Source organism: Salinactinospora qingdaonensis (assembly GCF_039539445.1).
Classification (GTDB): domain Bacteria; phylum Actinomycetota; class Actinomycetes; order Streptosporangiales; family Streptosporangiaceae; genus Salinactinospora; species Salinactinospora qingdaonensis.
This window is the reverse complement of the sequence record NZ_BAABDD010000003.1, coordinates 309,171-322,349: the sequence shown is the minus strand read 5'-3', so window position 1 is coordinate 322,349 and position 13,179 is coordinate 309,171. Positions and strand designations below refer to the sequence as shown.

Here is a 13,179-nt window from a genome sequence, read left to right as displayed (position 1 = left end):
CGAGGGCCCCTCGCCGACCCGATCCCACCGCGGCTCAGCCCGGGGAGGGGCCGCGGTCCTGGATCGGCCGCGCCCGGCGCCCGCCGTGCTCGGTGACGAACTGTGCCGCGGCCTGCTGCACGGCGAGCGCGTAGGTGGGGTAGGCGTGCGTGGTCTGTGCCAGGCGCCCGGTGAACATGCCGGTGCGCACCGCCAGCGCCAATTCGTGGATCACCTCGCCCGCGCGCTCGCCCACGACGGTCGCGCCCAGCACCCGTCCACCGCCGAGGTGGCCCGTCACGCGGCGCCGACCCGCCACGATCGTCACGAAGCCGTCGGTGCGCCCGGCCGTAACCGCGCGATCCACCTCAGACAGCGGCAGGTGCGCCACCCGCGCCCGCGGGTGGCGCCGCACGGCCCCCGCCTCGGTCAGCCCCACCTGGGCCACCTCTGGTGAGGTGAAGACCACGCGGGGTACGGCGGCGGCGGAGAAGCGCGCCTGTCGTCGGCGCCCCAGCGCGTTTTCGGCGGCGATGCGGCCCATGAGGTAGGCGGCGTGGGTCAGCGCGGGGCCACCGGTAACGTCGCCGGCCGCGTAGACGCCTCGCCTAGTCGTGGCCAAGTGCGCGTCAGTGCGGATCGCGCCGCGCTCGTCGGTGGCCACCCCGGCCGTGGCCAGCCCGAGTCCCGCGGTCACCGGTTCGCGTCCCGTCGCCACCAGCACCCGCTGCGCGGTCACCGCGTCGCCGTCGGCCAACTCCAACCGGGCGCCGCCGTCCACGGACCGTACGCTGCGCACTGTGGCCCCGGTGCGCACGCCGATCCCCTCGGCGGCGAACCGTTCGGTGACCACCCGCGACGCCTCGGTTGCCTCCCCCGGCAGCAGCCGCTTCGCCGCCTCGATCACGGTCACCTCGGCGCCGAAGCGCGCGAACGCTTGGGCGAGTTCACAGCCCACCGCGCCGCCGCCCAGCACCGCGACCTCGCGCGGCAGCGCGTCGAGTTCGAACACGGTTTCGTTGGTGAGGTAGTTCAGGTCGGCCAGGCCGGGGATGGGCGGGACGCGGGGGCGGCTTCCGGTGGCCACGACGACCCGCTTGGCGCTTATGGTGCGCACTGCCGCGCCGTCGGCGGCCGCGACCTCGATCCGGCCATGAGAGACGAAGGTGGCGCGGCCTCGCAGCACCTCGATCCCCGCGGCGGTCAACGCCCGCTCGTCCTCGGTCGCCGCGATCTGCGCCACCACCTCGCGTGCCCGCCGGATCGCCGCCGGGTAGGTGGCGCCGCGTTCGGCCGCTTCGATGAGGCTCTTCGAGGGCACGCACCCGGTGAAGGTGCAGTCGCCCCCGGGCGGCCCTTCGGTGACCAGCAACGGGCGCGCTTGGCGGGCGAGGGCGGCTCGGGCGGCGGCCAACCCGGCGGCGCCCCCGCCGAGCACGACGAGGTGGGGGGTCATGCCAGCGTTCCCAGCCAGGTTGTGAGGGCGTAGAGCACGAGGTAGGTCGCCACCGCTACCCCCAGTACCGCGGCGAGCCGCCAGCGGGTCCGGCGCACGCCGGCCACCGAGCATTGGCCCCGGCGGCGCAGCGACCACCACACCAGGACCGCCAGGACCGCCAGGCCGGCGATCCGGAACCACCAGGCGTAGCCCTCGTAGAGGTCGGTGGCCCATGCGAAGGCGGTGCCCGCGCTGACGATCCCGAGGAGGGCGAGCACGGTCGGGCCGACGCAGCACAGGATTCCCACGAGCCCACCGGTGACCCCGATGCGCAGCACCGGCAGTTGCCGTGAGGGGCCGCGTGCGGAGTCCGGGGCGAGGAACTGGCGGTTCGGTCGGGACAGGTTCACGTTATTTCCCCTGGTAGCAGGCTGTCGTTGGGTGGTGGTCGATGTTTCCGCCCCGCTGGTTGCACAAACCACGGTCCGGTCGCGCACCCGGGCGCCACCGCGCGGTAGGCGGCCCCGGCGCTCGACTGCGCCGTCGCTTCGGTGCGCAAGCTGCCCCTCGGCGCGGAGATCGGCCTGTCCGGCACGTTCGAGTCCACCTTCCTCCCGCTGTGCGCCGCACCGACAGTGTCAGCCGGCAGACAGAGCTCGGGCCGGGTGCGCATGCGCGGCACTATCCAGGCAGGAGCGGGCACAGTTCGTCGGCCCCGGCGGGGAGCGACGAGATCACGCGCGCCCGAGCGCCGGGGACGGCCCCGTGCGTTTCGGGGCGCCCGCACACAACCGATACGGCAGCATCAACGGAGGTTAGTGTCATGTCGACGTTCACTGTGTCCCGGTCCCACCTGGGAACGCACATATGGAAGGGCGCGGTCGCCGGCCTCGCCGGCGGGATCGTCTTCGGAATCCTCATGGCGGTAGCGGGGATGCTTCCGACGGTGGCCATGCTCGTGGGCAGTCAGAGCGCCGTGGTCGGTGTCCTTGTTCACCTGGTGATCTCCGTCGCCATCGGGGCGGGCTTTGGGGTCATCGCCGGGGCCTTCGCCGATCGGCTCTGGCCGGTGCTGGGCGCGGGCCTGGTCTACGGCCTGGTGTGGTGGGTGCTTGGTCCCCTCCTGCTGATGCCCGCGATCCTGGGCATGCCCGTGCTCCAGATCGGCCCGCCCGCGATCATGAGTCTCATCGGGCATCTCCTCTACGGTCTGGTGACCGCCGCTGCGCTGTACAGCCTGGTCCGCCGCACGGCGTAGCCGCCCCGCTCCCCGAGCGGTCCTTCTTGGGAGGGACGGCCGGCCGTTCGTGCGCTCAGCTACGGTGGGCGACCACGCGCCGCAACGGCAGAGCCAGCCCGCGGCCCGGGTGCGCCCACGGGGCGAGGGCGCGCTGGGCCGACCGTAGCCGCTCCTCGTCGACACCGGGCAGGTAGAGGCTGTCCACCAGTAGCGAGGTGTCGGCGGGGGTTTCCATGCGCAGCACGAAGACGTGGCGCCGGTTCGACGTGACGGTAAGGCCGTGGGCTTCCAGGACGCGCCCCACCGTGTCGCAGGCCCGCGGGTTGGGCCACGCCGGTCGGGGCAGGCCCGAGACGCGCAGCACCCGCGCCCAGGTGAGCATCCCGGTGAGGGAGGGCCACAGCCGGGCGGGGGTGAGGGCGGCGATCGTGCCGCCGGGGCGCAGTACCCGGGTGACTTCGGCGAGCACGGTGTCGAGCCGAGGCAGCACCTGCAACGACATCGCGGCGCACACGGCCCCCACCGCCCCTGTCGCGAAGGGCAGCGCGGTCGCGTCACCGAGGACGAGGGGGCCTCGTCCCCGCGCCGCCGCGCCGGCCAGTTCCGCCGGCGAGGAGTCCACCCCCACCCAGTCGGCGGCGGTCAGCTCGTCGCGGGTGGGGGCCGAGCCGCAGGCCAGATCCACCACCGGGCCGTCCACGCGGCGAAGCGGCTCGACCAACCATGCGTAGGGCGAGGTGTCGGCGCGGTCGAGTAGGCGTTCAGTGATCGCCGGCCGCGCTTCGTGGAATCGCGTCAGGAATCGCCGCCACTCCTCCTCGCTGGGCATTGCGGTCTTCTGCCCGGTATGGCCCGCCCCCACACTGGCCGAGACCGCGTTTTGGCCCTCATCCGGCGCGCCGGGTGAGCCCTTTCTCGTCGACGATGGCGATCGCGGAGTAGCCCAGCGTGATCAGTCTATCTTTCTCCAGTTCTTTGAGGACCTTGTTCAGCGAGGGGCGTCGTACCCCCAGCATGGCGGCCAGGGTCCGTTGCGGAACCGTGATGGCGCCGTCGGTGGCCTCGTCCAACAGCAGTTGTGCGGTCTGCTGCGTCAACGTGCGGCCGAGCAGCCCGAGGATACGCATGTGGCTGGTGTTGAGGCGTTCGGCCACGCTGGACAGCCAGCGTCGGGCGATCGGCAGGCTGGTGGCCAGCAGCCGCTCGAAATCCTCACGCTCCAGATGGAGCAGTTCCACGTCGTCGAGGGCGCGGGCCGTGTAGGGCATGGGCAGGTCCAGCAGTAGTTGGATGTCGCCGTCGACGTCCCCGCCGCGCAGGATCTGGACGACCGCGCGCCCCGATCCGGTCCCCGCCGACAGCTCCAGTTGCCCCGAGCGCACGATCCATACGCCGGGCCGATGGTGGTCACCGCCGTAGGCCACGGCGCCCCGGGGGACGGTGTGCCGGTTCAGCGTCGTGGCCAGGGCGGAGATATCTTCTGGTCGCAGCGGCGCCGAGGTCCCCCGTCCCACGCAGCGGGCCACCCAAGCGGCTCGCTGTAGTCGCGCGTCATCGGCTTTCCCGCCCAGCAGCCGCAAGGTCCGTTCCATCGCCGACACGTGTATTCACCCCGGTCCTGTCGCCGTGTTCTCCCTCATCTTTCCCCAGCTCTCCTAGGGGATGCCCCGACCTCCAGGTCGGGCGGGAATCCGGGGCGCGTCCCGAGGGCCTGGGCACCGCATGTCGGTGCCGCTGGTTCGGAGGGACAGTGACGGGAGGCAGGTGGCTGGGAGACGCGGGTGTCGATGCTGTGCGTTGGGAGGTGGGCGGCAGCGAGGGGTGGCGGGGCGGCTGGTGGGTTCTCGCTGGAGGGCGAAGGGGTGAGCTGTCCGGCAAGATCGCCGCGAGGTGTGTCCGTTCGGCGATCAAGGTGGCCTTGGGTGTGGCCACAGGCCGCCTTCGCCGTCTCAGGCCACCCGCCCCCGCTTCCAGTGCACGGCGCCGAGGTCCGGGGTCTGTCCAGGAAAAAGAGGGCTGATGTGGGGCGCGGTGTGTGTTTGTCTTGAGTAGACCGTGGGCGTTTTTCGTCGTTCGTACCTCGATCGCTGCGCGATCTCGGCAGCCCCGGAGGCTACACGGCCGAAGAGGTGTCTCAACCTGCGGCGATGTCCCGGAGTTGCGCCTGCTATGGCAGTCCGGCTATAGCTCCCCTTCTTCCAGGCCGGTGATGGCTTTCACCGCCGCACCCGCTTAGGGCTTCAGGAGCCTTGTCGAACTCGGCGAGGCCCCGCGCCCCGAAGGCTGCCGAGATCGCGCAGCGATCGAGGCACGAGCGAACGGAGAACACCCCCAACGGCCCACATCTCCAGCCGTTCGAAAGAACAGAACCTAGCCGTAGCGGCGTGCGGGGGGGATGCCCCGCTCGGCCAGGTAGGTGGGGAGCAGTTCGTGTTTCGGGGGGAGGGTTTCGCCGTGGATGCGTCGGAAGAGCAGCTCCGCGGCGAGCGTGCCCAGGGCGGGGGTGTCGTAGCCGACGACCGTCACGGGGTGCGGTAGGAGGCCGGCGAATTCGAAGTCGTCGAACCCGGCAACCCGGGTTTTTTCGCCGCGGCGCACCAGCTCTGCCACCGCGCCCATCAGAATCCTGTTGTTGCCGCAGAACACAGCGGTGGGCGGTGAGGGGGAGTCGAAGAGGTGAGCGACCACGCCCGCTGCGTCGGAGGGCTCGTGGGGCCACGCCTCGAAGATGTGATCCTCGGGCGGCACCTCGGCGGCGCACAGCGCCTCTTCGGCGCCGATGAGTCGTTCCCGCATGGTGTAGATGTGTAACGAGTCCACCATGACGGCAATTTTTCGGTGTCCCTCGCTGAGAAGTTGCTCCACGGCCGCGCGAGCGCCTTTGCGATTGTCGATGAGTACGCTGTCCACGTTAAGGCCGGCGGGGGGACGGTCGACGAAAACCACGGGGAGACCCATGTCGATTTCTGGTTGGAGATATGACTGATCGTTTCCGGTGGGAACGATGATCAGGCCGTCGACCCGGCGCTGACACAGGTCCAGGACGATCTCTTCTTCGAGACTCGTGGTTTCCTCGGAGCTAGCCGTGATCAGCTGGGTGTTGAAACGGTGGCTCACCTCGAAAACGGCTGCGGCGATCGTGGAGTAGAAGGTGTTCGATAGATCCTCGATGACCAGGCCGATCGTGGATGTGTTCCGTCCGGAGCGCAGGTTGGCGGCCACATCGTTACGGCGAAAACCGAGCTCGCGTATCGCTTCCAGAACGCGCTCGGTAAGGGCGGCGTCGACCGTTGGTGTGTGGTTGACGACCCGGGAGACCGTTTTGACGCTCACCCCCGCCAAATGCGCGACATCGATCATTGTTGGCCTACGTAGAACACCCGTTTCATCGCCTTTTTCTGCCAATTGGAATCAACTTTTCCGTAAAGACTGATATTTGTCTGGGGAAATCCGCAAGGCCTTTTTGGACTTTGGAGACAGCGGCGGATGTCCCGGGTCTGTTATGGGGCGCCCGGCGCTCGTGACGGATGGCGCGTGGAGCGCTGTCCCCGCTGGGGTGGGGGCAGGTGCTCTCGTGTGTGCCCGCCGTGCCGCGCGGCGGCGAGCGTCGGGCTGGCCCGAAGTGAGACAACGTTATCTCACGGCTCCCGCCGGGACGGCGCGGGAGCCGCGCGCTGGACGTCGTCCCCGCGCACCGCCCTTCAAAGGGGATACGAATTGGCCATTGACAGGGGAGAGTGATGTACAGCACGCTGTCCCGGACAACGTTGTCTGGAGGAGTCACGCACGTCAGGAGAGGTAAAGATGAGCTGCTTTCTTCGCGGCCCCGATCCGGTGGTCCCGTGGCAAAGCGCCACAGCCATCACCCGTTCGGCCCCGTGCACGTCGCGAGGCCCAGCTCGGAGTCGCGGCTAGGGGCAGTGGTGCGTCCCATGCGAATGCCAGTGGAGGCCTTCGAGCACTTCTATCGCGGGGGAGCCGCCATCTCCCGGCTGCGCGGCGGTCCCGCGCGGGGGGAGAGGTCCCCGGAGGAGTGGCTCGCGTCGGTGACGCCGCGCTCCGGCGCCGCTCCGCTTGGGCTCAGCGCACTGCCCGACGGTTCGCTGTTGCGTGACGCGGTGGCGGCGGACCCGGTGGCATGGCTCGGTCCCACCCACTACGCCCGTTTCGGTTCCGACACGGGCGTGTTGGTGAAGCTCCTCGACGCGGGTGAGCGGTTGCCCGTCCACGTCCATCCCTCTCGCGACTTCGCGCGCAGTCACTTGTCGTGTCCTTACGGCAAGACCGAGGCGTGGGTCGTCATCGAGGCGGAGCCGGGGGCCGTGGTTCACCTCGGGTTCCGCGACCCCGTGGGGCGCGCGGAACTCGCCGAGCTCGTCGAGCGCCAAGACAGCGATCGGCTGCTGGAACTGATGCACGAGGTTCCGGTGCGGGCCGGTGACACGGTGCTGGTGCCCGCCGGGCTGCCGCACGCCATCGGCGCCGGCGTGTTCCTGCTGGAAGTGCAAGAGCCCACCGACTTCTCGATCCTGCTGGAATGGGACGGATTCGCACTGGACGGCCACGCTGAGGGCCACCTCGGCCTGGGCTTCGATCGCGCTCTCGACGCGGTCGATCGCGGGCCGCTTCCCCACGATCAACTCAAGGCGCTGCACCGCGAGGCGGCGATGCGCGCCGAGGCCGCAGACCAGCCGCGGGAACTGCTTCCCGAGGCTGCGGCCCCCTACTTCCGCGCCGAGTTGGTCCGACCGGCCACTCGGGCGACCATCCCCTCCGGATTCGCCGTCCTCACGCTGCTGGAAGGTCAGGGGCGGCTTGGTACCAGCCATGGTGCCGAGTTGGCGGTGGCCGGGGGAGACGTGCTCGTTTTACCGCACGCGGCGGGTCCCCTCTGGCTGGACGGCGACGTCGTCGCCGTCGTGTGTCGGCCGGCGGAGCCCCAGCATGCGGAGAGGACGTCGACTGCGGTTTCAGCATCGCTTATGAGTTAACGCTCACATCCGCTGCATCACCCCGCTGCGGAGCCATCCGTTTGGCACCCCATGTCCGGCATGGGGAGAAAGTGAAAGTAACACTATGCACAATCGTCGATACACCACATTCGCTCTGTCTGTCATCGCGACCGGTAGCCTGCTGCTAACCGGGTGCAGCGACGGCCGTGAACTCGCTGCCGAAGAAGACGGCACAATCGACCGTATCGGTCTGATGGTCCAGGACCTCAGCAACCCGTTCTTCATCGCCATGCAGGAAGGGGTCGAGTCCGCCGCTGAGGAGATGGACGCCACGGTCACCACCGAGGACGGCCGCCAGGACCTCGGGGCGCAGAACGAGCAGATCGACGCGTTCATCCAGCAGGGCATCGACATCCTGCTCATCAACGCTGTGGACTCCGAAGGCATCGGTTCGGCCGTGCAGCGGGCGACCGAGGCCGGCATCACCGTGGTGGCCGTCGACGTGACGGCCAAGGGCGCGCAAGCCTTCGTCACCTCCGACAACGTGCAGGCCGGCACGCAGGCGTGCACACACCTCGCCGAACAGATCGGTGGAGAAGGGGAGATCCTCCTCGTCGACGGCACCCCGATCTCCTCGGTCCAGGACCGGGTCACCGGCTGCGAGGAGGTCCTTGCCGAGGAGTACCCCGACGTCGAGATCGTCGCCAAACAGTCGGGTGACAACGGCCGCAACCAGGCGTTGACCATCACCACCGACATGCTCACCGCCAACCCCGACGTGAAGGGGATCTTCGGCATCAACGACCCCACCGCCCTGGGGGCGACCCTCGCCGCCGAGCAGGCCGGCTACGACGACCTCGTCATCACCGGGGTCGACGGCTCTCCCCAGGCCGAGGAGGAGCTGCAAAAGGAAGACTCGATGTTCGTCGGGACCGCGGCCCAAGACCCCAAACTGCTCGGTGTCACCGGGCTGGAAATGGCCGAGAAGCTCTACAACGGCGAGGAGCTGGAAAACAGCGAGCGGCTCGTGGAGACGAAGCTGATCACCCGCGACAACCTCGACGAGTACGAGGGCTGGCAGTGACATGAACGCTCCGACGTCCCCACCGCCGCTGCTGCGGATGGCGCGGGTCAGCAAGAGCTTCCCCGGTGTCAAGGCGCTGACCGATGTCACGTTCGACCTGCGCCCCGGCGAGGTGCACGCCCTGATGGGGGAGAACGGGGCCGGTAAGTCCACGCTGATCAAGATGCTCGCCGGGATTCACACTCCCGACGAGGGCAGCATCGAGATCGACGGACGCCCGGTCACGATCGACTCCCCCAACCGGTCGGCCGAGCTGGGGATCGCAGTCATCCACCAGGAGCTCAACACCGCGCCGAATATGACGGTGGCGCAGAACCTCGCCCTGGGACAGGAGCCCCGCACCGCGTGGGGAACCCTCGACCGGGCGCGGATGCGGCGTGACGCCGAGGCCAAGTTGCGGCGGATCGGCGCCGACGTCTCGCCCGACACAGTCATCGGGCGGCTCAGCGTCGGCATGCAGCAGATGGTCGAGATCGCGCGCGCGGTGGCACAGCAGGCGCGCATCCTCGTCCTCGACGAGCCGACCGCCGCACTGTCCGAGGCAGAGGCACAGCGCCTCCTCGAACTGGTCGAAGAGTTGCGCGAGAGCGGGATGGGCCTCATCTACATCAGCCACCGCATGGAGGAGGTCTACCGGCTCGCCGATCGGGTGAGCGTCTTCCGCGACGGTCATTGGATCGACACTTCGGATCGCGCCGATACCACTCCGGAGAGCATCGTCACCCGGATGGTGGGGCGCCAACTCGACGACCTGTACGTCCACGAACCCCACGAGCCTGGCGACGTGGTGCTGGAGACGCGCGGGCTCGGCGACGGCGCCCAAGTGGGGCCGGTGGACGTGCGGCTGCGCGCCGGCGAGGTCGTGGGGGTGGCCGGGCTGATCGGCGCCGGACGCACCGAGTTCGCTCGGCTGCTGTTCGGCGCCGAGCGCGCCCGGGCCGGGGAGATCCGGATGGCCGGGGAGCCGGTGCGTATCCGCAACCCGCTCGACGCCGTCAAGCTGGGCATCGGGTTAGTGCCGGAGAGCCGCAAGGAACAGGCGCTCTTCTTGGACCTGGCCGTTCGCGAGAACATCACGGTTTCCGGGCTCGGTGCGCTCAGCGACCTCGGTGTCCTACGGTTTGGCCGGATCGCTGAGCTGGTGCGCCGCCAGGTCGAATCGCTCAATGTCCGGTGCTCGTCGCCGCAGCAGCATGTCCGCAACCTGTCCGGCGGTAACCAACAGAAGGTTGTGCTCGCCCGGTGGCTGGCCGTCCAGCCCCGCGTGCTGCTGCTCGACGAGCCCACGCGCGGCGTCGACATCGGCGCCAAGCACGAGATCTACAAGATCATCGACCGCTTGGCCAAGGAGGGGGTGGCTGTCCTCATGATCTCCTCCGACCTGCCGGAGGTGCTGGGGATCAGCGACCGGATTCTGGTCATGCGCAACGGTCGGCTCGCCGGAGAGTTCGACCATGACGAGGCCACAGAGGAAACGGTCATGCTCTACGCCACCGGCGTGGCCGGCGACGGCGAGACCGACGGCGTGCCGGACGGCCGGCGCGCAGCCGTCACCAAGCAGGGAGAGGCACAATGACGGAATCTGTCCGCAGCACGGAGGCGCCTGCCCCGGCGCCCGAGCCCGGCCGCGAGCCGGAGGGCGCCACCCCCAAGCGCTTCGACGGGGCCCGACTCGCACTGCTGTGGGACCGGTACGGCATTCTCGGCGTTCTCGTCCTCATGGTCGTGCTCATGGCCGTGATCGCGCCGAACTTCCTCACCCTCAGCAACGGGTTCAACATCGCTCGGGCCGCCTCCATCAACGCGATCCTGGCGGCCGGGATGACCCTGGTCATCCTCACCCGAGGGATTGACCTGTCCGTGGGCTCCAACCTCGCGGTGTGCGGGGTGGTGTCGGTGCTGCTGTGGACCAGCGGCGCGCCCGCCATTGTGTGCGTCCTCGGCGGCATCCTGGTCGGTGCGGTGTTCGGGATGGTCAACGGTACGCTCGTCGCTTACCTGGGGCTGCCGGCATTCATCGTCACCCTTGGCGCGTTGACCTACCTGCGCGGCACCGCCTACTCGTTGACCGACGGCCGGCCGCTGATCGCCGACGACTTGGGGTTTCGCCTGCTCGGCGACGGGCTCATCCTCGGGGTGCCCGTGCCCATCGTGGTGATGCTGCTGGTCTACGTGACGCTGTGGTTCCTGTTGGCGCGCACGCGGTTCGGCAACGAGGTCTACGCCATCGGCGGCAACCCCGAGGCCGCCCGTCTCTCCGGTATCAAGGTCAAGTGGACCCTGACGAAGGTCTACGTCATCGCCGGCGCGTGCGCGGGGCTGGCGGGCGTGCTCTTCTCGGCCCGGGTCGTCAGTGGCCAGCCCACCGCCGGTGAGAGCTACGAGCTGGACGCGATCGCGGCGGTCGTACTCGGCGGCACCAGCCTCATGGGCGGGGTGGGTCGCGTCCAGGGAACGCTGATCGGCGCGATGATCATGGGTGTGCTGAGCAACGGGCTGCTGCTCATGAATGTGCCGTTCTTCTACCAGCTCATCGTCAAGGGCGCCGTCATCGTCTTGGCGGTGGCGATCGACAGTCTGAAGCACTGGAAGCGCACCTGATGCGGTAAGGGGCGGGTCGAGCCGGCTCCTTTCCCCTTATGCCCTTCGGGAGATGGCCTCGACATTGGGCCCTCTCCCGAAGGGCCGCGTGCTGTCCGCGACGATCACGAACCGGTGCCGCCTCCGGGAGTAGTGGGCGCGGCCGACAAGACCTGGCGTACGCACCGTGGCAGCAGCGGGACGCCGGTGCGGATCTGGGTGCGTCGCGCCGGACGGCCGGTGAGCACCGATTGGGCGCGGGCGGTGTCGACGATGGTCTCGAACGGCGCGAATCGGAAGTCGTAGATGTAGAGGCGCCCGCCCGGCCGTAGCACCCGCGCCAGTTCCGGGACCGCCGCCTGCGGGTCCTCCCAGTGGTGCAGGCTGAACGAAGTGACGATCAGGTCGAAGGAGTCGTCGGGAAACGGCAGTTCGGTCACGTCGCCCACGTGGGCGTTGGCCCGGGACCCCCATATCTCCAGGTTGCGCTGGGCCGCGGCGATCATGTCCTCGGAGAGGTCGATCCCGGTCAGTCGCAGGTCGCGACGGCGGCGGGCGATCTCGTCGACGAGCACGCCGGGGCCGGTGCCGATGTCGAGCACGTCGCCTTCGTCTACCGCGGCGTCGGCGATGTCGTCGGCGATGCGGCCGTACAGGCCGCGCCCTAGCCAGCGTGCCACACGGTCGTAGAACCGGCTCCCTCGTCCTTGGAAGATCCGCTCCGGACCGTGGCCATGCCCGTGTCCGTGGCCGCTGTGCGGGTGAGCGCGCATCGTGAACCCCCTGAAAGTTGTAGTATGCAACTGTACTGAGAGTACGCCAGACAGTTGCAAGGCACAACTCTTGGGGGAGAGATCGCACCACGGGAGGTGAGCGCGTGACCGACAGCGCCCCGGAACGCATTCACGCGCTGCTCATGGATCTCATCCGCGCCGCCGGGCTGTTGCAGTTCGAACAGCAGGTCCCGGGGCTCGGCGTGTCGCTGTCACAGGGGCTCGCCCTGCACGAACTCGACACCGAGAGCCCGATCTCGCAGCGCGAGCTGGGACAACGGTTGGGGCTGGAGAAGAGCACCGTCAGCCGGATGGTGGCCGATATGGAACGCAAGGAGCTGCTGGTGCGCGAGCGTGCACCCGACAACCGGCGTCTCTACCAGCTCAGGTTGACCCAGCGTGGCAGGGAGCTGCACGAGCGCATAGCCCATCAGTTCCATGCTCATTACGTGCGGTGGACCGAGGCTATGAACCAGCGGGAGCGCGACGCCCTCCTCCTCGGACTACCCGCCCTCGTGCGCGCCATCCGCGCCGACGCCCCACCGTGGCACGCCGCCCCGTCCGAGCATGGCCACGGCCACCACCACCCTCATCTGGAGCAGCACAGCCACCGCCCTCCTCGCCGCGATGAGCCGCGCGGGCGCAGGGAGGCGACGGACAGCGCCGAGGACGGTCGGCGGCCAGGGGAGGCGGCAGGGCCGTGATGTCTGTTCGAGACGGTGGGCAAAGGACGGATGAGGGGCCTTCCGTCGCTCGCGCCTCGACCGCTTCGCGCTCTCGGCAGCCCTTCGGGGCGGTGGTCGCTGGAGAGCTTCAGCGACGAGGCGAACCGGTGGTAGTGGTGCTCGGGTGACGATGGGAAGTGAGTCGGGGCGCGCTGTGGTGTGCTTGCTCGCTTGGCAGCCCGTGGTGGGGTGTAGCCGTCGAGGAGTTGTTTGGACTTACCCCACCGTTTCGAGGCACCGCCGGTGGCCATACGCCCGGGTTAAGGCAGGGGGTGTCGCTCTTGAGGGGGTGTTCGGGCTCATCTCGTCGTTTCGAGGCACCGCCGGTGGTCATGCGTCTGGGTTAAGGCAGGGGGTGTCGCTCTTGAGGGGGTGTTCGGGCTCATCTCGTCGTTTCGAGGCACCGCC

12 protein-coding genes are annotated in these 13,179 nt (G+C 69.1%); 6 read left to right on the top strand and 6 right to left on the bottom strand.

Going from position 1 to position 13,179, the window contains the following annotated elements:
* Positions 1-34: 34 nt before the first annotated feature.
* Together ABD848_RS05395 and ABD848_RS05390 are read right to left on the bottom strand one after the other, a co-directional pair.
* The gene (locus ABD848_RS05395; RefSeq protein ID WP_344967924.1) at positions 35-1,435 is read right to left on the bottom strand and encodes a dihydrolipoyl dehydrogenase family protein; all 1,401 of its coding nucleotides are present in this window, start codon (positions 1,433-1,435) and stop codon (positions 35-37) included.
* Positions 1,432-1,827 carry a hypothetical protein gene (locus ABD848_RS05390; protein WP_344967922.1) on the bottom strand — a complete coding sequence of 132 codons (396 nt, stop codon included), beginning with the start codon at positions 1,825-1,827 and terminating at the stop codon, positions 1,432-1,434. Before ABD848_RS05390 ends, ABD848_RS05395 begins: the two co-directional genes overlap by 4 nt.
* A 413-nt stretch (positions 1,828-2,240) precedes the next feature.
* Here ABD848_RS05390 and ABD848_RS05385 point away from each other — a divergent pair, with 413 nt between their 5' ends.
* Positions 2,241-2,675 carry a hypothetical protein gene (locus ABD848_RS05385; protein ID WP_344967920.1) on the top strand — a complete coding sequence of 145 codons (435 nt, stop codon included), beginning with the start codon at positions 2,241-2,243 and terminating at the stop codon, positions 2,673-2,675.
* Between the two features lie 55 nt (positions 2,676-2,730).
* Here the strand turns inward: ABD848_RS05385 and ABD848_RS05380 are convergent, their stop codons facing one another.
* From ABD848_RS05380 to ABD848_RS05370, 3 genes are all read right to left on the bottom strand, one after another.
* Positions 2,731-3,486, bottom strand: coding sequence for a class I SAM-dependent methyltransferase (locus ABD848_RS05380; RefSeq protein WP_344967918.1), 756 nt, complete (start codon positions 3,484-3,486; stop codon positions 2,731-2,733).
* A 58-nt stretch (positions 3,487-3,544) separates the two neighbouring features.
* Positions 3,545-4,249 carry a Crp/Fnr family transcriptional regulator gene (locus ABD848_RS05375; protein ID WP_344967916.1) on the bottom strand — a complete coding sequence of 235 codons (705 nt, stop codon included), beginning with the start codon at positions 4,247-4,249 and terminating at the stop codon, positions 3,545-3,547.
* Between the two features lie 778 nt (positions 4,250-5,027).
* A complete protein-coding gene (locus ABD848_RS05370; protein WP_344967914.1) occupies positions 5,028-6,017 on the bottom strand; it encodes a LacI family DNA-binding transcriptional regulator in 990 nt (329 codons plus the stop codon).
* Between the two features lie 572 nt (positions 6,018-6,589).
* Here ABD848_RS05370 and ABD848_RS05365 point away from each other — a divergent pair.
* The 4 genes from ABD848_RS05365 to ABD848_RS05350 all read left to right on the top strand — a co-directional run bounded on the left by ABD848_RS05365 (position 6,590) and on the right by ABD848_RS05350 (position 11,294).
* Positions 6,590-7,648 (top strand): class I mannose-6-phosphate isomerase, encoded by a 1,059-nt coding sequence (locus tag ABD848_RS05365; protein WP_344967912.1) that lies wholly within the window; start codon positions 6,590-6,592, stop codon positions 7,646-7,648.
* A gap of 85 nt (positions 7,649-7,733) precedes the next feature.
* Positions 7,734-8,693, top strand: a complete 960-nt coding sequence (locus ABD848_RS05360; protein WP_344967910.1) for an ABC transporter substrate-binding protein — start codon at positions 7,734-7,736, stop codon at positions 8,691-8,693.
* Between the two features lies 1 nt (position 8,694).
* On the top strand, positions 8,695-10,269 hold the full coding sequence (locus tag ABD848_RS05355) for a sugar ABC transporter ATP-binding protein (RefSeq protein ID WP_344967908.1): 1,575 nt from the start codon (positions 8,695-8,697) through the stop codon (positions 10,267-10,269).
* Positions 10,266-11,294, top strand: a complete 1,029-nt coding sequence (locus tag ABD848_RS05350; protein WP_344967906.1) for an ABC transporter permease — start codon at positions 10,266-10,268, stop codon at positions 11,292-11,294. The genes ABD848_RS05355 and ABD848_RS05350 overlap by 4 nt, the downstream gene beginning before the upstream one ends.
* 104 nt (positions 11,295-11,398) lie before the next feature.
* On the opposite strand, the gene ABD848_RS05345 is transcribed toward ABD848_RS05350, so the two are convergent.
* Positions 11,399-12,046: a class I SAM-dependent methyltransferase gene (locus ABD848_RS05345; RefSeq protein ID WP_344967904.1), complete on the bottom strand. Its 648-nt coding sequence runs from the start codon at positions 12,044-12,046 to the stop codon at positions 11,399-11,401.
* 104 nt (positions 12,047-12,150) lie between these two features.
* Between ABD848_RS05345 and ABD848_RS05340 the strand changes: the two genes are divergently transcribed.
* On the top strand, positions 12,151-12,750 hold the full coding sequence (locus ABD848_RS05340) for a MarR family winged helix-turn-helix transcriptional regulator (RefSeq protein WP_344967902.1): 600 nt from the start codon (positions 12,151-12,153) through the stop codon (positions 12,748-12,750).
* The last annotated feature ends 429 nt before the right edge of the window (positions 12,751-13,179 follow it).